This is a genomic window from Ciceribacter thiooxidans (genome assembly GCF_014126615.1).
GTDB classification, from domain to species: Bacteria; Pseudomonadota; Alphaproteobacteria; order Rhizobiales; family Rhizobiaceae; genus Allorhizobium; species Allorhizobium thiooxidans.
In genome coordinates this window covers 902,433-926,763 of sequence record NZ_CP059897.1, presented here as the reverse complement: position 1 = coordinate 926,763, position 24,331 = coordinate 902,433, and the positions used below count along the sequence as shown (strand labels likewise).

Below are 24,331 nucleotides of genomic sequence, written 5' to 3'. Positions count from 1 at the left end.
AGGGCGGCCGGGATCACTGCAGCTTGTCCTGCAGGTCCGCCTTGATCTGCTCCACGGCGTCGGCACCGCTCATATAGCCCTGGATCGCCGGGGCGATGATGTTGAGCGCCGCGTCATAGGCCGGCGATGCGACGCCCGTGATCGTCGTCTTGGGATCGAAGACCGCCGCTTCCGCCAGCGAAGCATAGGTGGCGTTCGGCTCCATCGCCTTGTATTCGTCGCTCGTCGTCACCGCCTTGTAGGCTGGGATGTGACCGGCATCGGCCCAGCCGATCGCATGCTTTTCCATCCAGCCGATTACCGTCATCACGGCTGCGCGCTTCTCCCCGGAGATCGTCTTGTCGCCCTCGTTCGGGATCGCAAACGCGTGGGAATCGGCCCAGGTCGCGCGCTTGCCCAAGAGGGCCGGCACCTCGACCGCACCCCACTTGAAGCCGAGCTTGCCGCTCTTTTCGAGATCCTTGAAGGTCGGAACCTCCCATACGCCGTTCAGCTGGAAGGCGGACTTGCCGGCGGAAAACAGCGCGACGGAGGCCTCGTATTCCGCCTGTTCAGGCGCCCAGCCGTTCTCCCGCCACTTCGACATGATGTCGATCGCTTTGGCAGCCTTTTCGGCATTGTCGCCGGAAAGCACTTCGCCGTTCGTCACGAACTCACCGCCCTGCTGGGAAAGAAGCGTGTAGAAGACGCGCCAGACCCCGCCTTCGCCGCCAGTCTGGTAGGTGACGGGCGTCTCGACCCCTTTCTCCTTCGCCCATGCGAGCGCTGCATCGAAGTCCTCGATCGAGTTGATGCCCGTCAGCTTGCCATTGGCGTCGAGGTAGGGCGAGCCTTCGAGCAGATCGGCATTGTAGTAGAGGATCAGCGCGTGGATATCGAAGGGCACGGCGTAGAGCTTGCCGTCCTTCGTCGCCGCGTCGATCGGTGCCTCGAAGAAGTCGCTTCTTTTCAGCTCGGCTGTCGCGAGGTCCTCGTTGGTGATTTCGCTGAGAACGTTTTCCTCGAGGCCAAGCGGCGCGCGCGACAGATGATAGGTCATGACGTCGGGGCCTTCCCCGACGGCGGAGGCGGTTCTCACCTTGGTATAGAAGGGCACGCCCCATTCGAGCGTCGTGCCCTGGATCTGAATGTCGGGATGTTCCTTGTTGAAGCCGTCGATCAGCGCCTTCATGCGGACACCGTCGCCGCCCGACAGGAAATCCCACCAGATGACGGTTTCCTTTGCGAGCGCCGGCATGGCGCCCAGGGTCAGTGCGGTACCCAGCAGCAATGTCTTGAACAGTCGCATCGTCATTCCTCCCGGTTTTAGTCGCCGTCATCCCGCGCTCGGGATGATCTCGCGAAATGCGAAAGGCGCCTCCCTGCGCCTAGCGCAATCTTTTCCCTTCCTTGTCGAAGACCAGCACGTTCTGCGCTGCCGCCGAAACGGCGACCGCCCTGCCGTCCAGGCGCTCGCGCGATCCCTGCCGCTGGACGATGAGCTCCCGCCCGCTCGCCGTGCGCGTGTAGAGATAGGAGATGTCGCCGAGCTCCTCGGCCACCTCGACGGTGACGGGCAGCCCGCCCTCGCCGATCGCCAGGTGTTCCGGCCGTATGCCGATCTCGACGGCATGACCCTCCGGCAATGGCTTTGCCATACGCGCGACGAACCGGTGCTCGCTCCCCTCGACGGCAACGACGGCGCCCTCAGGCGCCCGGCCGACCACGGTCGCGGGCAGGAAGTTCATCGAGGGCGAGCCGATGAAGCCCGCGACGAAACGGTTCTCCGGCTCGTCATAGAGTTCGAGCGGGGCGCCCGCCTGCTGGAGCACGCCGGCCTTCAGCACGAAGATCCGGTCGGCAAGCGTCATCGCTTCCACCTGATCATGGGTGACGTAGATCATCGTCGCGCCGAGCTTGCGGTGAAGACGTGTGAGTTCGAGGCGCATCTGCACGCGCAGTTCGGCGTCGAGGTTGGACAGCGGTTCGTCGAACAGGAAGACCTTCGGCTGCCGCACGATGGCGCGGCCGATGGCGACGCGCTGCCTCTGCCCGCCGGAAAGCTGCGACGGTTTCTTTTCGAGGTGCTCCTCGAGTTGCAGGATGCGGGCTGCCTCGCCAACACGCTCGGCGACTTCCGCCTTCGGCCGGCGCGCGAGTCTCAGGCTGAAAGCCATGTTCTCGAAGACCGTCAGATGCGGATAGAGGGCGTAGTTCTGAAACACCATGGCAACGCCGCGATCGGCCGGCTCGACGGCGGTCACCTCGCGGCCGTCGATGAAGATCTGCCCGCCGCTCGTCTCCTCGAGCCCGGCGATCATGCGCAGCAGCGTCGACTTTCCGCAGCCGGACGGACCGACGAAGACCGCGAAGCTTCCCGTCGGGATGTCCATCGAGACGTCCCGTATGGCGCGGAACGATGCGAAGGACTTGGCGACGTTTGCGAGACGGACACCCATCCCGCCCTCACCGGACCTTCAGGCGGAGAACGTGGTAGGAGAGCGCCGGCAGCGAGCCCTTCAGCGCCCCGTCCTCGACGCCGACGCCGGAACCCGGAACCGGTGCGACGCGATCCGGGTGGTCCGGCCCGTTGCCCGTGCGCAGGTCATGACCCGCCATGGTGAGATGCAGGAGAAGCTCCGGCGCGGCAAAACCGGTGAGGCCGAGGTCGAGCTCTGCGGCGTCGCTCAGATGCCTGTTCAGGATGAAGAGAGTGACGATCCCCTCCTCCTCGTCGTGGACACCCGCCACGTCGAGGTACTTCACGTCGTCGGCGGCACGGCAGTCGTAGGTCGGGCAGTCGACCGCCACGTTCAGCGCAGTGCCCCGTCCATAGAGCGAGGCGAACTGGTAAGGGTAGTAGATCGTCTGGCGCCAGGCGGGGCCGTTCTTTTCGGCGCGGATCGGCGCGATCACGTTGACGAGCTGGGCGATGCAGGCGATCCGCACCCGGTCGGACCGGCGGATGAACTCGTTGAGCAAGCCGGCAACGAAGAGTGCGTCCTCGAAATTGTAGGTCTCCTCGAGCAGAGCCGGCGCCTCCGGCCAGTCCCAGCCCTTGATCCGCCGGCCGTCCTCCTCGCGGATGTGATACCAGACGTTCCATTCGTCGAAGCAGATCCGCACATCGTTCTTCGCGCGCTTCTTCGCCTTCACGTAGTCGATGACACCGGCGATCGTCCCGATGTAGCGGCCGGTCTCCTCGATCTTGCCGAAATAATTCAGCGTGTCGCCGCTGTTATTGCCGAAGTATTTGTGCAGCGAGATGTATTCGACGTTCTCGTAGCATTCCTCCAGCACCTCGCGCTCCCATTCGGGGTAGGTCGGCATGCGGTCGTTGGAGCTGCCGCAGACCACCGTCTCGATGGTCGCGTCGAAGGCCTTGAAGGCTTTGGCCGTCTCGTTGGCGAGCCGGCCGTATTCGACGGCGGTCTTGTGGCCGATCTGCCAGGGTCCGTCCATTTCGTTGCCGAGGCACCACATCCTGACACCGTGCGGCGCGGTCGCGCCGTGGCTACGACGAAGGTCGCTCAGCGTCGTCCCGCCCGGGAAGTTCACGTATTCGAGGAAGTTTCGCGCGTCATCGAGGCCGCGGGAGCCGAGATTGACGGCAAGCATCATCTCTATGCCGGCCATCTTCGCCCATTCGGCGAACTCATTGATGCCGACCTGGTTCGTTTCCTTCGACCGCCAGGCAAGGTCGAGGCGTACCGGTCGCTGGTCGCGCGGGCCGATGCCGTCTTCCCATCGGTAGGCGGAAACGAAGTTACCGCCCGGATAGCGGATCGCGGGAATCTTCAGATCCTGAACGAATTTCAGCACGTCCTTGCGAAAGCCGTTTTCGTCTGCCTGCGGGTGCCCGGGCTCGTAGATGCCGCCGTAGATGGCACGGCCCATGTGTTCGATGAAGGCGGAATAGAGCCGGTCGTCGATCGGGCCGATCCGGAAGTCACGATGGACGGAGACGCGCACTTTCATAGGCTTCCTCCCGCATGATTTTCTATATCACTATTTTTGATATAGACCGTATTTTTTAATATTCATGCAGGGAGTGATTGAAGCTGTCAACCGGAAAAATCACACTTTTGCCAGCCGGGTCATCGTGTCAGTCGGCGACGCGCAATCTGAGCACGATGTCCTGATCGTAATTGCCGAAACCACGGCCGAAGATGTTCAGACCGCCGGGATGCTTGGCGTCAGCCTTCACCTCGATCCTCAGACGGATCGAGCGATGGGCCGAGAGATCAAGATCTTTCAGAGCGATATCGGAGATCTTCGTGCCGTCGACGAAGGTTCCGTCATTGGTGATCCGCCACGTCTTCAGCATGCCGTACTGCGAGCCGGAAAGCTTCCACCAGTCGGGCGTGTAGGTGCCGCGCTTGTCGCCGAAATCGCCAGGCGAGGTCCAGACGCCGATCTCGATGCCGTTGACGCTGAGCGTGATGTCGGAGGGCCAGTTGCTGTGCGTGCCGGGAACTTCCGAGCTCACCTCCATGGCAAAGGACATCTCGCGGACGGCGCGGCCCTGGATCTTGGCATTGTTGGGAAACTGGTATTCCACGTAGCCGGAGGTGAACCAGAGGAGCGCCGCCTTCATGCGGTCGGGATCCATGAAGGTCTCCGGCACGTCGAGAAGCCCGATGATGCCTTCCGGCGAGCAGATGCCGCACGGGCCCGTGACCGAACTCTGGGTATAGAGACCGAGCGGCATCGCGACGGTTATATCTTTGCTTTCGCTCGCCTTCTCCGCCTTGTGAAAAGATACGATCAGCTCGTCGCAGGTGGCGAAACACACCTTCTGACTACCCTTGCGTCCCTTGCGTGCTTCGGTCCGCAAAAGGCCCGCCTCCTCGAGCAGCGCCACGCTTGTCGACACCGTCGATTGCGGGAGCTCCAGCCTCTCGGCGATCTCGTTGACATTAAGGCCGTTCGCCTCGTGCAGGAGCTTCAGGATCTGGACCCGCACGAGCGAGGCTGCCGCCTTCAGCACGTCGAATTCCTTCTCCGCATCGATCAGGAGAAAATTGGGTGTCATGCGTTCATCCAGACAAACCGGGTCTATATCACGATTTCCGATGTAAAAGATCGCGCCCGGAAAGTCCATGTCGAACGAAAGCCGGCGAGCACTTTCATGCTCGCCGGCGTGTACTGTTCGTTTGACTGCGGAGGATCAACCGCCGAAGCCGAAGCCCGGAGGCATGTCGGTCAGCTCGACGCCGAAGGGCTTCAGGCTGTTCAGGATCCAGGTCTGGTTGTTGCCAATGCGGCGATTGTATTCCGCCCAGGCCGAGACGAAGCTCTTGAACGTTTCGTCGGCACCGTAATTGAGCGCGATGACGGACGGGGTGGAAAGGACGGGCGTCGGTACCTTGACGTTGCCCACCGCGGGCGCCTTCTTGGCGATAACGAGCCCGTTCAGCATCGTGTTCACCAGGCCCTCAGCCTTGCCCGTCGTCACGGCGACGATCGCTTCATCGCGGGTCTTGAAGCGCAGGATGTTCGCCTTCGGAAGATACTGGGTGGCCATCAGGTCCTGGGCGGAGCCGAGGTCGACGGCGAAGGTGTATTTCGGGTCGTTCAGCTCGTTCCACGACTTGCCGGCGAGCTCGTCGTTGGCCGAGACGAGGACGAAACTGTTATAGTAGGTCGGATCGGAGAAGGAGACCGACATGGCGCGGACCGGCGTCGCGGTCACGGCAAACGCCATATCCACCTTGCCGCTCTGCACGTCCAGGATTGCGTTCGACCAGCTCGACTCCACGACTTCGAGCTTCACGTCCAGCGTCTTGGCGATGTCGTTCGCCATGTCGATGACGAAGCCCTGCCACTCGCCTGTGCGCGGGTCCTTGTTGAAGTAGGGCACTTCGTTGAGGATCGCCGGTATCCTGAGCACGCCGCGCGAACGGATGTCGTCGATCGTGCCCGCCGAGGCAGATGTCGCAAGAAGCGATGCCGCGACGGCGGCAATACTACAAAGCTTGGCGAAAAGTTTCATGGTAAGGTTCTCCCTTGTTCCCCGAGATCGATTGTCTACCCGCCTCGCATCCGTCCATTTCCGTAGGAGCAATCGCGGCCATGGACAGCGTATCGCCGAACGGAAGCGGCACAATGCTAGAGAACCGGAGTCACTTATCGGCATTTTTGTATGTTGTCGCTCAAAGGCCGCTTCGGGGAAAGTCGCCGCCTTGCGGCGGGTCGAGCACCGGGCCGACGAGTTCGCGCTGACAGTCCTCGAAGAGCTTCAGAACCATCGGATGCTTCTGCAGGAAGCTGGCGCTTCCGAAATAGACCCGCACTTCCGGCAGCGTATCCAGCCTGACCGACGCGATGGTGTGGTCTTCCGGACCGATGCACCAGGACGGGATGATGGAAAAGCCGAGCCCTTCCTCCACGCAGCGTTTGACGCTCGAACTGCCCGACGTTGAGATGATCGGCTGGACGGCGACGCCGTCGCGCGCAAGGAAGTCGACCGAAAGGTTTCTGAGTGTCTGTCCCGGCTCGTAGGTGACGAAGGGCCGCCCCTCCGTCCAGGCGGGAATGTCCTCAGCCGCCGGCGGCTCACCCCAGGCACGGGGATAGACGAGGCTCAGCCGATAGCTGCCGAGAAGCCGTTGCGGCACCACCGGATCACCGAAATAGCGCTCCGAGATGCAGACATCGAGACTGCCGTTCTTCACCAGCTCGGCGAGCACGGTGTCGCGCTCGTAGATGGCGAATTCCATCTCCGGGAAGCTCTCGCGGAAACGCGCCAGGACCTTGGGAAACAGGTAAAAGAAGATGGCCTGCGGCATGCCCACGCGAAGTGACGAGCGCTGGTTCTCGATCAGCTTGGTGAGCCGTTCGAGCATAATGTCCAGCTCCGGATGGAGGAGATTGTAAAGGGCACGCCCCCGCGGCGTCAGCGAAATCCTCTTCGCCCCCTGTTCGCTATCGATGAGCTTGCCCTGAAGGATCTGCTCGAGCCGCCGGACGTGGTTTGCCGCCGACTGATAGCTGAGATTCAGCTCGCGCGCCGCGCCCGAAAAGGAGCCGTGCCGCGCCACCTGATAGAAGGTCTGGATGAGTGTAAGGCTGATCTTCGCCATTGCTGGGCCCCTTTTATACCCGATCGGCATAAGGGGACTTTTCTTTCCAGCGGATACAAATTTCGTGAACTGGTAAGGCCGTCATCTTGTATCGACGGGAGAGGCCGCACTTCGCCAATATCAGATGTATCGAACGCAAGAATCTCGGTCAAATGATATGAAGTCCCGCCCACCAAGATCAGCCATCGTCATCGGATCGGGGATATCCGGCGCGGCAGCCGCCTATTTCCTGGCGCGGCGCGGCGTGGATGTCGAAGTGCTCGAGGCAGCCGCTCCCGCCGCCGCGGCAACCGGGGCCGCAGACGGTGCAGTCTCGGTCGCCAGCAAGCGGCCGGGTCCGATGATGGAGGCCGCACTGCGCGGCATCCGGCTCTATCGCGAACTGGCTGGCGAAGGCCTGTTTGCCGATCTCTTCAAGCTGCGTTCGACCTTCATCGTCGCGTCGTCGGAGCAGGAGGCGCAGGTGCTGCACGCCCATGCCGATGCTCTGGCGAGCACCGGCGTGCATACCGAGAGGCTTTCCCGTGCCGAGACCGCACGACGCTTTCCCGTGCTCTCGCCCAATACAGAGATGGCGGTCGAGGTTCATGGCGAGGGTCACGCGATCGGCTACCGGATCGTCCATCGGCTGCTGACGGCTGCCGGTATGACGGTCCGGCGCGACGAGCCCGTGCGCAGGCTTCTTGTCTCCGGCGGACGTGCCGAGGGTGTGGAAACCAGCAGGGGCATACTGAAGGCCGACGCGGTGATCCTCGCGGCCGGAAGCGGCTCGGCACATCTGCTCGGTCTTCGCGACACGTTCGCGCCGCGCAAGGGGCAGCTTCTCGTCACCGAGCGCGCGCCGCAGCTCAATGCCGCCATGCCGGGTGCAATCATGTCCGGGCGCTACCTCCTGAGCAAGGGCAGCCAGAAGACGGCCGACGCCGGCAAACCCGCCCGCGGCATCGGTCTGGTGATTGATCCGCTGACCACAGGGCAGTTTCTCATCGGCGGCACACGCGAGGATACCGACAACCATCGCACCAACGACCTCGACGCGGTGTCACGCATTCTCGCGGATGCGGTTGCGCTGGTTCCCGGTCTCGCCGAGGTCCGGCTACTGCGAAGCTTTGCCGGTGTGCGCACCGCCGTCGTCGACGGCCTGCCGCTGATCGGTCGCCTGCCGGGTCTCGAGAATACCTACGTCACCACCGGCTTCGAAGGCGACGGCATCTGTCTCGGTCCAGTCGCCGCCAAGGCGGTTGTCGAGCTCGCCTGTGACGAAGAACCGTCCATCGATCTCGCCGCGTTCGATCCCGCCCGGTTTGCCGGTATCGAGGTAGCTGCATGAGCGGGCATCTCTTCGATTTCATGGGCCGGGAGATTCCGTTCCGTCCGGGCGAAAGCGTGGCGGCGGCGCTCGATGCCGCCGGTATCACGATCCTCGGGCGTGACGCACTGGACGTCGAGGCACGCTATTTCTGCGGGACCGGCGCCTGCCAGTGCTGCCTGGCGATCATCGACGGCGTCGCACGCGAGGCCTGCCTGACACCCGCGCGCGCTGGAATGAAGGTCGAGAGCATAGGGGTGCATCATGACTGACGTCGATGTCCTGATCGTCGGCGCCGGCCCCGCCGGGCTCGCCGCAGCCGTCGAACTCCGCCGCAGCGGCGTCTCGGTCGAAATCGTCGACCAGCGCGAGACCATCGGTGGTGCGATCTATCGCCAGCCGATCGCAGGGGTTAGCCCCGTACGGCAGACGGCAAGCGCCGAGCGCCGCTGGCACGCGCTTGCCGATGACTTTGCCGCAAGCGGTATTGCGGTCCGGCATCGCTCGGTTTTCGTTGGTGTCGACGGGACCGGCCTCGTCCTCATTGAAGATCGCCATGCCGGAAAGGTCAGGCAAATTGCGGCCCGGGCCGTCATCCTTGCTGTCGGTGCCGTGGAGAAGGTCTTGCCCCGTCCCGGCTGGCAGCTTGCCGGCGTGTCGACGGCGGGCGGCCTTCAGGTGATGATGAAGGAAACCGGTCGGGCGCCTGTCGGGCGCGTTCTGCTCGCCGGCAACGGCCCGCTCCTCATCGCGGTCGCGGCGCAGATGGCGAAGCTCGGCAATCCACCCGCCGCCATCGTCGAGGCCGGCGATCCCCTCCGCCGGTTTGCGGCAGGTGTCGGGCTTTGCGCCTATCCGGACCTCGTCACTGAGGCACTCGCCTATCTGCGGACGGTCCATCTCCACCGCATTCCCTGGATGCGCACGGCCTCGGTCGTCGGGATCGAACGGCGCAACAACAGTTTGCGCGCCCTCGTGCGCGATGGCCGTGGTCGCGAGCGTGTCTTCGAGGTCGATCGCATCGGTCTTCACGACGGCATCCGGCCCAACGAATTCGGGCTTCCCGCCGAGCACACCGAGGAAGCGTCGCATCCCGTCATACTGCGCGCCGGAGATTGCCGCGAGGCACTCGGCGCGAGGGCGGCGATTTCCGACGGAAGGCGGGCCGCGGGAGAGATCGCCAGGCGGCTCTCCGGCGGTGGCAGCCGGCCCGGAAACGAGATCAAGAGGCTGCGACAGGCCCAGGACGTTCTCGGCCGGCTCTTCCAGCCGGTCGACCGCGCGGATCCGCTTTTGCGCCTGCCCGACGAGACAATCCTCTGCCGCTGCGAGAGCCGGACGGTCGGCGACCTGAGGCGCCTGTGTGCCGGACCGGACGCTCCGAGCGGACGCGAGGTGAAGCACAATGGTCGCTACGCCATGGGATCCTGCCAGGGACGGTTCTGCGCCGACAACACCGCCGCGCTGATGGCCGCGCTCGGACCCGACCAGCCGCCCCCCTCCCCCGAGGATCTGACCGGCCGACGCTGGCCGATCCGACCCGTGCCGATCGGCGCAATCGTCGCCGCGCGCGGCGACGAGACGATCCCCCAAGACGAACAGCAAGATTAGAAGAGGCCCATAGATGACCCAAGTCGCGACCCTCAGCGCCGGCTCGACAATCACCGTCCGGAACCCGTTCAACGGCAATGTCGTCGGGGACGTCGCCGAAAGCACGCCGTCCGAGATCGCCGCGGCCGTGGCCCGGGCGAAGATCGCCCAGCAGGACTTCCGGCGTTCGACGCCGGCGCTTCGTCGCAGCCTGCTGAATGCCCTTGCGGCCGAAATTGCGGCAGATGCCGAAGACCTGGCGCGGATCATCTCGTCGGAGATGGGCAAGACCATCCGCGAAGCCCGCAATGAAGTCCGTCGTGCCCAGAATACTCTGAAGCTCTCGGGTGACGCGGCGACCTTCCTCGACGGCGAGGCGCTCCACTGCGCGATCGTCGAGGGCGGAGCCGACCGGCTTGCGACGATCACCTATGAACCCGTCGGCGTCGTCGCCGCCATAACGCCCTTCAACTATCCGCTCAACCTCCTCTGCCACAAGCTCGGCCCGGCGATTGCGGCCGGCAATGCCGTCGTCGCCAAGCCCTCGCCGAAGGCGCCACTCACGGCCGAAAGGCTCTGCTCGCTGGCGGAGAGGGCCGGCTGGCCCCGCAATCTCTTCCAGGTCGTCCACGGCGGTGCCGAGGTGGCCCTCTCGCTCGCCCGCTCGCCGATCAATCTTCTCTCCTTCACCGGCGGACCGACGGCGGGCTTGGCGCTGAAGAACGCAAGCGGCCTCGTCCGCTGCCTGATGGAACTCGGCGGCAATGATCCCCTCTTCGTCATGCCGGACGCGGACCTCGACAAGGCCGTCGCCACCACGATCGGTCACCGTTTCGAAATTGCCGGCCAGAGCTGCGCGGCCGTCAAGAAGCTCTATCTCCACCGCGATATCGAGCGGGCGTTCACGGAGAAGCTGCTCGCCGAAGTCGACGCGGTCGAATTCGGCGATCCTTCCCTCGACGACACCGATATGGGTTCCCTCATCGATGCGGTCGCAGCAAGGAACGTCCAGGAACGGATCGATGCGACCATCGCCGGCAAGCGTGGCAAGCTCTTGACCGGTGGCAATCATGCCGGGGCGCTGTTCGCACCGACCGTCCTGTCGGAGATCGCTGCCGACGCGCCGGTGATCGCCGACGAGACCTTCGGCCCCGTCATCGCCATCCGCACCTTCGGCGACGCGGCGGAAGCGATCGCGGAGGTCAATGCCGGGGAGTACGGACTGCAGGCGGGCGTCTTTACCAACGACCACGCCGTCATCAAGCAGTTCTCTCGCGACCTCGTGGTGGGCGGCGTAATGATCAACGAAGGACCGGATTTCCGGGCCGAACATGTGCCGTTCGGCGGCGTGAAACGCTCAGGCCTCGGCCGCGAAGGAGTCCGCATTGCGCTCCGGGAAATGTCCGAGCCCAAGGTGGTGATCGATTGAGGGCCGGGACGATGAGAGTAGGCATTCTCGGGGCGTCCGGCCGCGTCGGCACAAGGCTCGTGGAGCTCGTCCTCGCCAATCCCGGCCTGCAACTGGCGGCAGCGCTCGTCTCCCCGGCGTCCCGGCTCTGCGGAACGCCGGTGGCCGGGGGCAGTATCGAATACCGGGCCGCCGACAGTGCGATGAACAGCCACTGCGACGTCGTCATCGACTTTTCGACTCCTGCGGCAAGCCTCGCCTTCCAGGAGCAGATCGGCGAAAAACCGATCCCGATGGTCATCGGCACGACGGGCTTTTCCATCGAGGAGGCCGAGAGGCTCGCGGGCTATGCCGCCCATCGGCCGATGCTCATCAGCGCCAATTTCGCGCGCGGGTTCGAAGCCTTTCGTCTCGGCGCCGTCGATTTCATGCGCCGCATGGCTGCGGCGGAGCCTTCGGTCGCCGAGATCTATCACGCGCGCAAGAAGAGCGAGCCCTCCGGCACGTCGCGGCTTCTGGCCGGCGAACTGCACGCGACGCGCAGTGAGGTCATGGGATTTGCCGCCCCCGAACCGCCGATCTCCGTTCATCGGGAAGGCGATACCGTCGGCGTCAACGAGGTTCGCTTCGATCTCGGCTCGGCGGACGTCACCTTCACCTACCGCGTCCACACCCTTGCGGCTTACGCGGAAGGTGCACTTGCAGCAGCCGAGTGGCTGATATCGGAACCACGCGCCAACAGGCGCTATACGCTGGCCGACAGTCTGGCCAGGTAACAAGAGACAGGAAAGGATCGAGGCACATGCAGGATTTGGCTCAGCGCTTCAAAGGCGTCTTCACCGCACTCGTCACCCCCTTCAAGAACGGGAGTGTCGACATCGCCGCCTTCGACGCGCTCGTCGAACGGCAGCTTTCGGCCGGTGTCACCGGGCTCGTCCCCGTCGGCACGACCGGTGAGGCCGCGACCTTGTCGGACGAGGAGGCCGTCGAGCTCGTCGCCCGCACCGCAGCACTCGCGAAGGGCCGTGCACTCGTGGTCGCCGGCGCCGGCGCCAACAACACGTGCAAGGCGGTCGAAAAGGCGAAGGCGGCGGAAGCAGCCGGAGCCGATGCGCTGCTGGTGGTCACCCCCTACTACAACAAGCCGACCCAGGCCGGATTGATCGCCCATTACGGCGCGGTGGCCGAGGCGACCAGCCTGCCCATCATGCTCTATTCGGTTCCCGGCCGCTGCGGCGTCGAGATCGCACCGGAAACCTGTGCAACGCTGACGGAACGCTACGCCAACATCGTCGCGATCAAGGAGGCCGGTGGCAATCCGGGCCGCGTGACCGCACTGCGTCGGACTTGCGGCAACGACTTGATCATCCATTCCGGAGATGACGGGCTCACCCTGCCGTTCCTTTCTCTCGGTGCCTGCGGGGTTACCAGCGTCGTCGCCAACGTCGCCCCCCGCGAAATGGTCGCGATGGTGAGGGCATGGGAGAACGGTGACACCAGCCTCGCGCTGGCGCTCAACGATATCGTCGCCGAGCTCACGGAAGGCATGTTCATCGAGTCCAATCCGGGACCGGTCAAGGCGGCACTCGCCCTCTCGAACCTCGCCGGTCCGGAGCTGCGCCTGCCGATGGTGCCGGTTTCCGACGCCAACCGTGAACGGCTCACCGGCATCCTCGGGCGCTACAGCGCCGCTGCGGCGGCCTTCCAAGAAATGCGGTAAGCGCCTGCCGCAGCTTTGCATTGCCGCACGCCGCGGAAGATAGGACCATGAAACCATGGCTGGACCACGCCAGTCCCGGATCACGAAGAAGATGGGGAACGACCATGAGAGCCAGTAACACCCACCGCCATATCGGCCGGTGGCGGAGATTCACGCAGGAGAGAAGGCCAAGATGACCTACAATTGGGACTTTCACTCGGTCTGGCTCAACTACGACCTCTTTCTCGAAGGGCTGTGGATCACAGTTCTCTACACCTTCGGGTCGATCTTCTTCGGCGTGATCATCGGCTTCGCCACCTGCGGGGCGCGCCTGTCGCGCTTCAAGGTTCTCAAGGCGGTGGCGCGGGTCTACCAGGAGATATTCCGCTGCACGCCGCTCCTCGTCCAGTTGCTCTGGTTCTACTATGCCTTCCCGCTGCTGGTCGGCGGATCCATTGACAACCGCGTGGCGGCGATGCTGACGCTTTCGCTCTATGTCGGCGCCTTCTACGCCGAGATTTTCCGCGGCGGCATCGTCTCGATCGACCGTGGCCAGCGCGAGGCGGCCGCCGCCATCGGCATGAGCCCGTGGCAGTCGATGACGCGCATCATCCTGCCCCAGGCGATCAAGCGCATGCTGCCCTCCTTCATCAACCAGTCGGTGATCCAGTTCAAGAACACCTCGCTGGTCTCCGTGATATCCGTCGCCGACCTCGCCTACATGGCGGCCGTCGTCAACGGGCAGACCTACCGGCCGCTGGAGTCCTACACGATCATGGCCGGGCTCTACATCGTCATGCTTCTGCCGCTGACGCAGGCTGCCGACTGGATCGAACGACGCCTCCGGGCAAGCGACTAAGGGAACGGTGCGATCATGAGTATGAACAAGGAAACAAGCGCACCGGTCATCGAAGCGGTCTCGCTACGCAAGAGCTACGGCCCTCTCGAAGTCCTGAAGGGGCTGGATCTGAGCCTTGGACGTGGCGAAGTGGTGGCCCTGATCGGCCCCTCCGGCTCCGGCAAGTCGACCTTCATCCGCTGTCTCAACATGATGGAGATCCCGAGCGCCGGCACGATACGCTTTCGCCAGAAGAAGGTCGGTCAGAAGTTCCGCGACAAGGACGGCGACATCGGCATCGGCACGCTCCGCCGCCACGTCGGTATGGTCTTCCAGCACTTCAATCTCTTTCCGCACAAGACCGTTCTCCAGAACGTCACGGAAGGTCCGATCGTGGTCTGCAAGACGCCCCGCAAGGAGGCCGAGGAGCGCGCCATGGACCTGCTCGCCAAGGTCGGACTCGCGGAAAAGCACGCCGCCTATCCGAGCCATCTGTCCGGCGGGCAGAAGCAGCGCGTGGCGATTGCCCGGGCCCTTGCCATGGATCCCGAGGTTCTCTTGCTCGACGAGGTGACCAGTGCGCTCGATCCCGAACTGGTCGGCGAGGTGCTGACGGTCATCCGCCAGCTGGCGGATGCCGGCATGACGATGGCGATCGTCACCCACGAAATGGCGTTTGCCGCCGAGGTTTCCAATCGAGTCCTGTTCCTCGACCAGGGTGTGATCGCAGAATCCGGATCGGCCAACGATGTGATCCTCAACCCGCAGAACCCGCGCCTGCAGGCGTTCGTCTCGCGCTTCAGAGGGTGATCCGATGGTCGACTTCCGGATAACGATCGTCGGCGCCGGCAATATCGGCTCGGCGCTGGCTGCCTGCCTCGTAAGCAGCGGAGGCTTCGACATCCATGTCGTCGATCCCTCAGAGCAGGCGCTCGACCGACTGCAGGAGCTGGGCCTTCCCGCCCGCCTCCATCACCTGGGGCCTCACGAACCGCTGGCAAGCCGGCTGAAGCAGAGCGACGTGACGGTCGCGGCCGTGCCGGAGCGAGCGATACCGGCGGTCGCTCGGGCGGCCGCATCCGCGAAAACGCATTTCCTCGATTTCTCGCCGCCGCATGCCGAGACGCGGCAGGCGCTCGAACCGCTTGCCGGTGAAAGGGTCGTGCTCAACGGCTGCGGCGTGTCGCCGGGCCTCGTGGAAAACATCGCAAGCGGGCTGCTCGCCCGATATGCGCCCGTTTGCGAACTGACGATCCGCGTCGGCTCGGTCCCGCGCTTTCCGACCAACCGTCTGGGTTACGGGCAGATCTGGGATATCGACGGCCTGATCGATGAATACACGGCGCCCTGCGAGGCGCTTCGCAACGGCGAGCATGTCCTTCTCGCGCCGCTCGAAGGCAAGGAACACGTCGTCCTCGACGGTGTCACCTATGAAGGTTTCACGACGTCGCGGGGCCTGAAAGATCTCGCCATGTTCCGGGCGGCCGGCGTCGGTGACGTCACTTTCAAGACACTGCGCTACCCCGGTCACCTCGATCACATGCAGTTCCTTCTCGACGACCTCGGTCTCAGGACCCGCCGCGACATGCTGCGCTCGCTTCTCCTCAACGGCCTGCCGATCGTCGAGGAGGACGAACTGGTGATGTTCCTGACGGCGCGCTCCGCCAGAGGTGCACGCAAGCTCGAAGCCTCGTCGTCCTACAGGTTCCGCCCGAGCGCGACCCTCGGTCCCTTCAATGCGATCACGTCGGTCGCGGCAGGCTATGCGGCCGGATTGCTGTCCCTCCTGCGCGACGGCGATCTCGGAGAAAACGGCTTCGTGGCTCACCACACCGTTTCGCCTGCCGGGGTCCTGGAGAATCCGTATTTCGCACCGCTGTTGGTGAGGTGACGACGGACCGCCGCCCTTGCACACCGACGCCTGATCTTGCCGCCGCCGCACACGAGCTTGCCGGCGGGCCTTGTCCGCCCGGGAGCCGGTTGACAAACGGCGGGCATTCATCGGATGGAAGGCCTGGACGGAGAACAGCTATCGCGCGCGTCGCCATAAGGTCATGCGCAAGGCGGACAGGGGTAGACAATGCAGAAGATCGGCGAATTCTGGGTGCCTGACATCGACGCCCTGCCAGGCAGGAACCTCGAACGCAGCAAGGAAGGTTTCGAGAAGCGCCAGGGCATTCAGATACACCACCTTCGAAGGGCGCTGGAACTGGTCCCCGGGCGCGCCGTCGCGGTCGACGGAGGAGCAAATGTCGGTGCCTGGACCAGGGAAATGGCCCTGCACTTCGGCCACGTCCATGCCTTCGAGCCGAACACCGATGCCTTCCAGTGTCTCGAGAGAAACGTCGAGGAATGGGGCATTCGCGACCGGGTCTCGCTCCACCCCAAAGCGATTTCGGATCGCCACGGCTATGTGACCGTTGCGCCGCCGAAGGCGGAAGCCCGAACCGTCACCAGCAGGATTTGCGGTCCCGGACCGACGGAATGCATCTCGATCGACGAGTTGCAGCTTGATGCCTGCTCGTTCCTGAAGTTCGATCTCGAGGGCCACGAGGCGAACGCGATCCGCGGTGCGACGAAGACGTTGAAGCAGTTCAGCCCCTGGGTGCTCATCGAAAACCGGCGGCCCGGGTCCATCTTCGGATGGCTCGGAACCAGGGCCGAATGGGAGCTCCGCATCAGGGGTTACCGGCTCGTGGAAAAGATCGGCGATCACAAGCTGGACTGGCTCTACGCACCCGCCTGAGGGCATGCACAGTCCCTGAGGCGTAATTCAGCCAAGGAATGACGTCGATGCCTTTGTCAGCGCCTGAGGTTGCCGGCGGCATGCGCCGCCCGACCTTCCCTTGACAATATCGTCTTCCGACCCACGGCCCACTATCGCCGGTTGGCCGGCCGGGTTGGCGAAGCTGCGATCCTTCTCGCCGTTCATCGAAGCAGACAATTTGTAGCGTTGTGGATCCGTTGCATGAGGTTGCGGCTTCCCTCGGCGGGTGACGAGCGCGAACCAAGGAGCATGTTTGGACGGCACATCCACCAGATCTGCCAATGCTTCTTTGCTGGCGTCACTTGTTCTTGAGAAGCCACATCTTTCCTGCCATCGTGATGGCGTGAGCGGACTCTTCCGTCTGCGCTTCGGGATCGAGCTTCTTCAGAAGACCGAATTCGGTCAGTTCAACCAGCGTGCTGGTTTTCATGAACTTGACCTTCTGCGGTCGTTCCTTGAACCGGTCGGTCTTTGCATAGGTTTCGGTGGCGTCGAGATGCGTCCACCTCTTGCCGTCTTGGTGGAGAAATACGTCTCCGTCCTTCGCGAGTTTCAGACTTCGTATCTGTATCGGTGTTAGTTCAATCATGATCGTCCTTCTTTGTCATTGCGAGGAAGTGCGGCCAACAAGAAGCCGGCTGCAACGCATTCACGCGGTGGTCGTAACTTTGGCGGCATCCCGGAAGGAGAGAAGTTTTCTGCTTCGCTCGTCCCAGAGGACGAGCCTGACGCACTTCAGGCTCTCCCAGAAAGTGATGCGCCCGATGGAAGCGAGCTCCGGGTGATGACGCAGCACCTCGGGGAGCCGGTAATAGGGAATGCGGCTCGACAGATGATGCACGTGATGAATGCCGATGTTGCCGGTGATCCATCGCAACGCCAGTGGCAAATCGTAATGGGAAGCACCGTGAAGCGCCGCTTCCGGGAAATGCCAGTCGTCGCCTTTGGCCCAGTGGGTCGCTTCGAACTGATGCTGGACGTAGAAGAGCCAGATGCCGGCCGCACCCGCCAGTAGCACGATCGGCAGGTGGATAGTGACGAAGGGTCCAATTCCAATGAGCCAGACCATCACGCCCGCCAGGATGGCGATGGCAGCGTTGGTGCCCATCGTCGATATCCACGGCAAGGCGCCTGATCGCATCATTCCGAACGGCAGGCGTTGCTTGAAAAGGAATAACCACGCGGGACCGATACCGAACATCACCAGCGGGTGCCGGTAGAGTTTGTAACCGAGACGCCCCGTGCGGGAGAGCGAACGATACTCGGCAATCGTAAGAGTCGTGATGTCGCCGACGCCCCGTTCGTCCAGATTCCCGGCCGAGGCGTGGTGGGCGGCATGAGCGCGACGCCAGTAGTCATACGGCGTCAAGGTAAGCACGCCGAGCAAGCGCCCGACCCAGTCATCAAGACCGCGACGGGCAAAAAACGAACCGTGCCCGCAATCATGCTGAATCATGAACAGGCGCAACAGAAACGCTGCTGCCGGTATGACGAATATCAGCCCGAACCACAGACCAGCGGAGATGCAGGCATATGCGAGAAACCAGAAAGCCGCGAACGGAACAATCGTCACAACGAGTTCAAAGATGCTGCGCGGCACTTGTGGCTGGCGGTACCGCGACAAGGTTTTCAACCAGGCCGCGGCATCGACCTCGAGAGGCCCTGCAGGCACTTGGATCATAGTGTTCATCGGAAAACCATCCGTTCACGCGCTTCGCTGCATGAAAGTGCAGAGGGCGGTGTTGTTCCTCGCGCCCGATCAGGGGCGCATCTCGAATCGTCAGGACCGGCGCGCCTTTCGGGCGGCATAGCGGCGATCCCGTTCCGCCTTGCGGGCAGCCTCGTCGTCCTGTCGTGTCTTGGCGGCGTCTGCCTCCTCGGCTGCTGCTGCAGCCGCGCGAGCCTGCGCATCCGCGAGCATTCGCTCGTGCTCCGCGACTTTCATCGCTTGTCGCTCGGCCCGACGCTGCTCTCTGGCGATGGCGACCGCTTCACGCGCGGCCAATCGCTCCCGCATCTGCGGATCGACCGCCTTGGGTGCGGATGCGAATTTTTCCAATAATGCGCGCTTTGCCTCGGCCGCGGCCGTACGGCGTGCATGGAAGCCGTTGTCGTTCGGGTGTCTCAATCTCTCATCCCTTGGAACTCGTTAGTTCGAGAGTTCCGCCACGTCACGCCCTGAGCGGGACTGGCTCCAGAATTTGCAGCGGTGTGCAAGCTAAGAAAAAGGCCAGACACGTGCCTGGCCTTTCCAACTTTTCGCCGCGATGCCAGTACATCCGTGGTCACCTGCGGCTGAAGCTTCAGGCGGCGCGAAGCATGCCCGCCGACATCTTGCCTGACTTGCGGTCACGTTCGAGTTCAAAGCCGATCTTCTGGCCTTCAACGATCGTGTTCATGCCTGCCCGCTCGATAGCGGAAACATGGACGAAAACGTCCGCGCTGCCATCGTCAGGCTGAATGAAGCCGAAACCTTTGGTGGAGTTGAACCATTTAACTGTGCCAGTGGCCATAACGAGCCCTTTCTTAGCAACGTTGAGTACCGCCGGGCGACGCACGGCGGTGTTTTCGACTTTTGAAGGGGAAGTTCGTCACGAAGCGCGAGGCGCAGCCAAACAAATATCAGCAAACAAAGTATCGATGGGTGTTCAATATACGGTCACTGAGCAATCGTCAACCTTTTGTTTTGCTTTTCCCTTGTTTCTACCTATGATGGTATACGCGACTGAAGACCCGCCCGCGCAGATCGGTGGCCGCGCGAACTGCGCGACACTGGTCACCGGCGCTGGCGGCCCGGGCGAAAGCGCCGCGGAAGCGGGTAGCTGTCAGCATCGTAGAGCTTCTGCATCTGCGCCCCATCGAAGCGGGCCTCATCGACCTCAAGGACGCAGCCTCGGAGCATCGAGCTGGGCATGTCCTCGATTGCAAAACGGAGCGCTTCCGCCACGCTTTCAAACCTCTTGTATCGAAGCCTGCTCGCGCGGCGCACCGTTTTGCAGGGGTAAAGTCCCGCGGCGGCAGTGTAATCAACGTTCGTCATTGGTCCAATTGCTCTCTTTTGGAACTGAACACGCGGAGAAGCCGCAGCAGCGGCCCCGCTCCTGCCAACGCAAGTGAGGATCGGAAGAAACTCTCGGACAAACGGCAGACTATATCTGTCATGGACTGTCTCCTCGAGTATTTCCGCCAGTTCAGAGTCACTCTGGCAGATATCGTAGGTCGGTACGTTCCGTGAAAGGGCACTACCACCAAGGACCGGCCGGCCCGGTCAGTCGGGAAATGGGAACTGCTCGTGATCCAAACCACCCGCCAAGGGCGCTCTTGCTTTTATCACGGCAGCTATCGCTGCTTCTTGCCGAGGCTCAATCCGCTGTTCGCGAGCTTGACCTGAATGCCCGAAACGACGGGCGGGACTGACGTGACCTTCTCCTTCTTTGGTTTCCGCGCTTCGCGGTTACTTCGCATTTGGCCCTTTGCCATGGCAATTTCTCCAAGGTTGACTGTCTGGTGAAAGGAAGCGAACCGCCGGACCGCTTTGACCGATTTCTGGCCCGATGTGGAACAACGACCGCCGGATCGAACTCAGCTTTGAGGAGTTGCAGTATCCGCGCGCCCAGCCAGCAAGGCCGACATGGAGCAAAAGGACAACGAATACGGCAGGGCCTGACCTGACGCCGAAAGACCTGTGCGGAACCGCCATATAGTTCGTGCAGCGGCGTTCGTCGGACCGCTCTCACGATGGCGGATATTCTCACGGTATCCAGGCCCGCTTACGCTGAGGAGATTTCGATGTAGCTGAAGCTCGGAAGACACGGGCGTCCTCCTTTCGTTGGGGCCGAGGCATGCTGGCCCCGAAGCGGCAGCGCCCTGAACATGGCTACCGATGCCTTATAATGCGCCCCGCCGTCGCAAAGTGCAACAAAATAAAAATCGAAGCTGCCTTGTATCGAACACACTCGACTGATAGTTTCTGAAAATCGAATTTGGCTGATTTTCTTCATTTTTGTGCAAATTGTGCTGGTGTGATCTTCAATTTCAAAATCGATGACTGTTTAGCCCGCATATTGCCGGCCAAAAACTCCTGAAATATCGAAAGGAAATTGTTATGAGCAACGGCATCGTGAAGTTCTTCAACTCGACAAAAGGCTTCGGTTTTATCGAGCCCACGGACGGCGCGAAGGATGTATTCGTGCATATCTCCGCGGTCGAACGATCTGGCATGACGCACCTCATGGAAGGTCAGAAGGTCAGCTTTGACGTCGTCACCGACCAGCGCTCCGGCAAAACTGCCGCCGAAAATCTTCAGGCAGCCTGAGCCAGTCCTGGTTCTGGTCTCTGGCCACCGTAGAGGGCACAGATCATAGAACCGTACGAACAAGGTCGGGCTCGCCCGGCCTTTTCTCGTTTTCCAATCTAGGAAAAACACTCATGAAAAAGACAGACGCAGCACTCCAGATCCTCAGAGCGCAACGGCAGGTGGCGAACACCAGTGCTGGTGGGCACCTCGGCGGTACGAACCACGGCCAAGGGTATGACGCAAAGACATCCTCGGCCAGGGGCAAGCTCGACAAGACACGACGGGTCGCCGGCAAGAGGTAAGCTGGGCCGGAAGGGGAGTTCCGGTCAACCCGGGACTCGTTCCATCGGCGTAGCCTTGTGGTAGCTCGGGCAGTTCCGATGGTCCCCGTCCGCAAGGCACCCCGAGGCGAGGAGCGCCGCCTCCGCTGCCCGCCGTAACCGATTCTTAGCGACCGCCGTCGATAATGCAGGACGTTTTTTATGCGATCTGCGTGAATGAAATTATTCAAGCCCTCTGCCGGATATCCACCCGACGCGCGAAATCACCCACTGAGATCGGCGGTGTCACGCACCATCGCCTTCATGTCGGTGCCTTCCGACAACCCGGCGCTGCTCAAGGAGCAGTACCGCGCCTTCGCCCGCCAGATGCCGATGATGTACTTCATCCTGATGACGAGCACCTGGGCGGTCGCCGCAACCCACATGGCGACAGCCCCTCTCTGGCTGACCATCGGGCTCCCGTCCCTCTTCACCGCGGCGAGCCTCGCCCGCATCCTGCACTGGTGGAGATCGCGCAACATCGAACCGACGCCAGAGGCAGCGCTCCACGCGCTCCGGCGCACCAACCGGCTGGCCTTCATCATTGCGGCGGTCTTTACCGGCTGGTCCTATATGCTCTTTCCGTATGGCGACGCCTACGCGCAATCGCACCTCGCCTTCTACATGTCGATCACCGTCATCAGCTGCATTTTCTGCCTGATGTTCCTGCGGTCGGCAGCCGTCATGGTGACGGTCATCGTCAACGGCACCTTCATCCCCTTCTATGCGCTGACCGGCCAGCCGACCTTTATTGCCATCGCCGTCAACATCGCCCTCGTCAGCGCCGGCATGCTGGTGATCCTGATGGTCAACTACCGCAATTTTGCCGAGATGGTGGATGCGCAGGCGCGCACAGAGACGCTGAGCAACGAAAACCTGCGGCTCGCCAATCTCGACAGCCTGACCGGCCTGCCGAACCGACGTGCCTTCTTCGCCCACCTGCAGGCGGTCTGGGAACGCGCAAGCACGACCCGAGCCCGCGTCGCCGTCGGCGTCCTCGACCTCGACGGCTTCAAGCCGGTCAACGACATCTACGGCCACTCGACCGGCGACAAGCTCCTGGTCGAGGTCGGTAGCCGTCTGGAAAACCTCGGGACCGACGAAAACCGCTTCTTCCGTCTCGGCGGCGACGAGTTCGCCTTCGTGACCACGGATCTGTGCGCGACCGACGTGCTCGTCTCGTTCGGCACCGACATCTGCCGCGCCCTGCAGGAGCCTTTCGCGCTGCCCGCCGCCACGGTGCAGATTTCCGCCTCGGTCGGCGCCGCCGTCCATCCGGACTCGGCCTCATCGCCGGAGATGCTGTTCGACCATGCCGATTACGCGCTCTATCACGGGAAGCGGACGCGCCGCGGCACCTGCACGCTGTTCTCGAACGCGATGGATGCACAGATCCGCCGCGAGGCACTGATCGAGCAGGTCCTGAAGCAGACCGACATGGACGAGGAACTCACCGTCGTCTTCCAGCCAATCGTCGACAGCTCGAGCGGAACGACGATCGGCTTCGAGGCACTCGCCCGCTGGGAAAGTGCCGTTCTCGGGCCTGTTCCGCCCGGGGAGTTCGTCCCGGTCGCCGAGCGGGGCGGCTTCGTCGGCAGACTTACGCGCAGCCTCTTGCGGAAGGCAGTGACGGCTGCGGAACATTGGCCCGCCGGCATGCGGCTCTCGTTCAATCTCTCGGCACACGACCTCAACACTGAAGAGAGCGTGCTCGCGATCGCCGCCATCCTCGGCCGCAGCAGTTTCGACAGTCACCGGATCGACTTCGAGATCACCGAGACGGCCTTCGCACACGATTTCGAGCAGGTGCGCCGTTCGATCGAAATGCTGCGGGCATTGGGTTGCGGCATTTCGCTCGACGATTTCGGCACCGGTTATTCAAGTCTGACACGACTGCACGCCTTGCCATTGACCAAGATCAAGATCGACCGCAGCTTCGTAAAGGACCTGCACAAGAATGCGGCAAGCCTCAAGATCGTCAAATCGCTTCTGGCGCTTGGCCGCGACATGCACCTCGACTGTGTGGTCGAGGGCGTGGAAACCCAGGAGGAGATGGACGCCCTGACGGGTCTGGGCGCCGTGTTGATCCAGGGCTATTTCTATTCGCCGCCGGTGGCGGGACATGAACTGGGCAGCTATCTCGACGCCGCCGGATCCGCCGCGCCCAAGTCGAGGTGACGCAGGACGACGGTGAGCGAGCTTCGGGCTTCAGCGCTTGTAAGCGCCGAGGCCTGGGCGATAGGTCTTATCGTCGAGGAACTGCTTCAGGCCCTCGTCGCGTCCACGGGTCTTGTCGAGATAGAGCATCTGCTCGAGCTTGGCGTAAATGTAGTCGTCGGCAAGATCCCAGGGCATGTTGCGGACACGCTTGAAGGTGTCCTTCGCCGCCTTCAGGGTGACCGGATTCTTTTCGAGGAGGCTTGCGCAGATCTTCCGGACGCGTGTTTCGAGTTCGGCAAGCGGCACGGCCTCGTTGACCAGTCCCATCTCGCGGGCCTTCTCGCCGCCGAAGGTCTCGCCGGTCATGATGTAGTAGAGCGCGTCGCGGTGGTTCATCACCTCGGCGACGGCGCGGGTGACGTTGCCGCCGGGCAAAATGCCCCAGTTGATTTCCGAAAGACCGAAGGTCGCCTCGTTCGCGGCGATCGCAAGGTCGCAAGCGACGAGCGGGGTGAAAGCCCCGCCGAAGCACCAGCCGTTGACCATGGCGATGGTCGGCTTTTCGAAGAACATCAGGCGGTTCCACCAGCCACCCGATTGCCGGCGGCTCTTGAGCGTCACGTGACGCCCCTTGCCGTCGTTGTCGCGGAAATACTCCTTGAGATCCATGCCTGCCGACCAGGAGGAGCCTGCGCCCCGCAGCACCAGCACGCCGCAGCGCTCGTCGCCCTCAAGCTCGTCGAGGACCTCCATCATCCGGCGGTTCAGCGCCGGGTTCATGGCGTTTCGCTTCTCCGGTCGGTTGAGGGTCACGAAAGCGATGCCGCCGTCGAAGTCGACGACGACCGGATCGGCCTTGGTCTTGTCGGTTTCGGTCAT

The 24,331-nt window shown here is 62.9% G+C and carries 26 protein-coding genes; 13 read left to right on the top strand and 13 right to left on the bottom strand.

Annotated features, from left to right (window positions below; translation table 11 throughout):
• Positions 1-13: 13 nt before the first annotated feature.
• From H4I97_RS22310 to H4I97_RS22285, 6 genes are all read right to left on the bottom strand, one after another.
• A complete protein-coding gene (locus H4I97_RS22310; protein WP_182307897.1) occupies positions 14-1,288 on the bottom strand; it encodes an extracellular solute-binding protein in 1,275 nt (424 codons plus the stop codon).
• A gap of 79 nt (positions 1,289-1,367) precedes the next feature.
• Complete coding sequence (locus tag H4I97_RS22305; protein ID WP_182307896.1) at positions 1,368-2,438, bottom strand: ABC transporter ATP-binding protein; 1,071 nt, start codon at positions 2,436-2,438, stop codon at positions 1,368-1,370.
• Between the two features lie 7 nt (positions 2,439-2,445).
• Complete coding sequence (gene arfA / locus H4I97_RS22300) at positions 2,446-3,957, bottom strand: arabinosylfuranosidase ArfA (protein WP_182307895.1); 1,512 nt, start codon at positions 3,955-3,957, stop codon at positions 2,446-2,448.
• Between the two features lie 127 nt (positions 3,958-4,084).
• Positions 4,085-5,014 carry an ArsR/SmtB family transcription factor gene (locus H4I97_RS22295; protein ID WP_182307894.1) on the bottom strand — a complete coding sequence of 310 codons (930 nt, stop codon included), beginning with the start codon at positions 5,012-5,014 and terminating at the stop codon, positions 4,085-4,087.
• Positions 5,015-5,149: 135 nt separating this feature from the next.
• Entirely contained in the window at positions 5,150-5,974 is an 825-nt protein-coding gene (locus H4I97_RS22290; protein WP_182307893.1) for a transporter substrate-binding domain-containing protein, read from the bottom strand.
• A gap of 160 nt (positions 5,975-6,134) precedes the next feature.
• On the bottom strand, positions 6,135-7,064 hold the full coding sequence (locus H4I97_RS22285; protein WP_182307892.1) for a LysR family transcriptional regulator: 930 nt from the start codon (positions 7,062-7,064) through the stop codon (positions 6,135-6,137).
• Between the two features lie 157 nt (positions 7,065-7,221).
• Here H4I97_RS22285 and H4I97_RS22280 point away from each other — a divergent pair, with 157 nt between their 5' ends.
• The 10 genes from H4I97_RS22280 (at position 7,222) to H4I97_RS22235 (ending at position 16,654) form a co-directional block, all read left to right on the top strand.
• Positions 7,222-8,394: an NAD(P)/FAD-dependent oxidoreductase gene (locus H4I97_RS22280; protein WP_182307891.1), complete on the top strand. Its 1,173-nt coding sequence runs from the start codon at positions 7,222-7,224 to the stop codon at positions 8,392-8,394.
• Positions 8,391-8,645 (top strand): 2Fe-2S iron-sulfur cluster-binding protein, encoded by a 255-nt coding sequence (locus tag H4I97_RS22275; protein ID WP_182307890.1) that lies wholly within the window; start codon positions 8,391-8,393, stop codon positions 8,643-8,645. The genes H4I97_RS22280 and H4I97_RS22275 overlap by 4 nt, the downstream gene beginning before the upstream one ends.
• Complete coding sequence (locus H4I97_RS22270) at positions 8,638-9,984, top strand: FAD-dependent oxidoreductase (RefSeq protein ID WP_182307889.1); 1,347 nt, start codon at positions 8,638-8,640, stop codon at positions 9,982-9,984. Before H4I97_RS22275 ends, H4I97_RS22270 begins: the two co-directional genes overlap by 8 nt.
• Positions 9,985-9,997: 13 nt before the next feature.
• A complete protein-coding gene (locus H4I97_RS22265; RefSeq protein WP_182307888.1) occupies positions 9,998-11,392 on the top strand; it encodes an aldehyde dehydrogenase family protein in 1,395 nt (464 codons plus the stop codon).
• Positions 11,393-11,403: 11 nt separating this feature from the next.
• Complete coding sequence (locus H4I97_RS22260) at positions 11,404-12,147, top strand: 4-hydroxy-tetrahydrodipicolinate reductase (protein WP_182307887.1); 744 nt, start codon at positions 11,404-11,406, stop codon at positions 12,145-12,147.
• Positions 12,148-12,173: 26 nt separating this feature from the next.
• Positions 12,174-13,091 (top strand): 4-hydroxy-tetrahydrodipicolinate synthase, encoded by a 918-nt coding sequence (gene dapA / locus H4I97_RS22255; RefSeq protein WP_182307886.1) that lies wholly within the window; start codon positions 12,174-12,176, stop codon positions 13,089-13,091.
• Between the two features lie 172 nt (positions 13,092-13,263).
• On the top strand, positions 13,264-13,929 hold the full coding sequence (locus H4I97_RS22250; protein WP_182307885.1) for an amino acid ABC transporter permease: 666 nt from the start codon (positions 13,264-13,266) through the stop codon (positions 13,927-13,929).
• A gap of 15 nt (positions 13,930-13,944) precedes the next feature.
• Positions 13,945-14,718: an amino acid ABC transporter ATP-binding protein gene (locus H4I97_RS22245; protein WP_280527693.1), complete on the top strand. Its 774-nt coding sequence runs from the start codon at positions 13,945-13,947 to the stop codon at positions 14,716-14,718.
• A gap of 4 nt (positions 14,719-14,722) precedes the next feature.
• Entirely contained in the window at positions 14,723-15,799 is a 1,077-nt protein-coding gene (locus H4I97_RS22240) for a saccharopine dehydrogenase family protein (RefSeq protein ID WP_182307884.1), read from the top strand.
• A gap of 189 nt (positions 15,800-15,988) precedes the next feature.
• Positions 15,989-16,654, top strand: a complete 666-nt coding sequence (locus H4I97_RS22235; protein ID WP_182307883.1) for an FkbM family methyltransferase — start codon at positions 15,989-15,991, stop codon at positions 16,652-16,654.
• A gap of 27 nt (positions 16,655-16,681) precedes the next feature.
• On the opposite strand, the gene H4I97_RS22230 is transcribed toward H4I97_RS22235, so the two are convergent.
• From H4I97_RS22230 to H4I97_RS24685, 6 genes are all read right to left on the bottom strand, one after another.
• The gene (locus H4I97_RS22230) at positions 16,682-16,957 is read right to left on the bottom strand and encodes a hypothetical protein (RefSeq protein ID WP_182307882.1); all 276 of its coding nucleotides are present in this window, start codon (positions 16,955-16,957) and stop codon (positions 16,682-16,684) included.
• A gap of 16 nt (positions 16,958-16,973) precedes the next feature.
• The gene (locus H4I97_RS22225; protein WP_182307881.1) at positions 16,974-17,264 is read right to left on the bottom strand and encodes a hypothetical protein; all 291 of its coding nucleotides are present in this window, start codon (positions 17,262-17,264) and stop codon (positions 16,974-16,976) included.
• 60 nt (positions 17,265-17,324) lie between these two features.
• Complete coding sequence (locus tag H4I97_RS22220; protein ID WP_182307880.1) at positions 17,325-18,365, bottom strand: fatty acid desaturase; 1,041 nt, start codon at positions 18,363-18,365, stop codon at positions 17,325-17,327.
• A gap of 90 nt (positions 18,366-18,455) precedes the next feature.
• Positions 18,456-18,803: a DUF6481 family protein gene (locus H4I97_RS22215; RefSeq protein ID WP_182307879.1), complete on the bottom strand. Its 348-nt coding sequence runs from the start codon at positions 18,801-18,803 to the stop codon at positions 18,456-18,458.
• Positions 18,804-18,978: 175 nt separating this feature from the next.
• Positions 18,979-19,188, bottom strand: a complete 210-nt coding sequence (locus H4I97_RS22210; protein WP_182307878.1) for a cold-shock protein — start codon at positions 19,186-19,188, stop codon at positions 18,979-18,981.
• 263 nt (positions 19,189-19,451) lie between these two features.
• On the bottom strand, positions 19,452-19,622 hold the full coding sequence (locus tag H4I97_RS24685) for a hypothetical protein (RefSeq protein ID WP_244658828.1): 171 nt from the start codon (positions 19,620-19,622) through the stop codon (positions 19,452-19,454).
• 1,158 nt (positions 19,623-20,780) lie between these two features.
• Here H4I97_RS24685 and H4I97_RS22200 point away from each other — a divergent pair.
• The 3 genes from H4I97_RS22200 to H4I97_RS22190 all read left to right on the top strand — a co-directional run bounded on the left by H4I97_RS22200 (position 20,781) and on the right by H4I97_RS22190 (position 23,470).
• Complete coding sequence (locus H4I97_RS22200) at positions 20,781-20,990, top strand: cold-shock protein (protein WP_182307876.1); 210 nt, start codon at positions 20,781-20,783, stop codon at positions 20,988-20,990.
• A 113-nt stretch (positions 20,991-21,103) separates the two neighbouring features.
• Complete coding sequence (locus tag H4I97_RS22195; RefSeq protein ID WP_182307875.1) at positions 21,104-21,274, top strand: hypothetical protein; 171 nt, start codon at positions 21,104-21,106, stop codon at positions 21,272-21,274.
• Positions 21,275-21,556: 282 nt separating this feature from the next.
• Positions 21,557-23,470: a putative bifunctional diguanylate cyclase/phosphodiesterase gene (locus H4I97_RS22190; protein ID WP_182309037.1), complete on the top strand. Its 1,914-nt coding sequence runs from the start codon at positions 21,557-21,559 to the stop codon at positions 23,468-23,470.
• Between the two features lie 30 nt (positions 23,471-23,500).
• On the opposite strand, the gene H4I97_RS22185 is transcribed toward H4I97_RS22190, so the two are convergent.
• Positions 23,501-24,331 (bottom strand): p-hydroxycinnamoyl CoA hydratase/lyase, encoded by an 831-nt coding sequence (locus H4I97_RS22185; RefSeq protein ID WP_182307874.1) that lies wholly within the window; start codon positions 24,329-24,331, stop codon positions 23,501-23,503.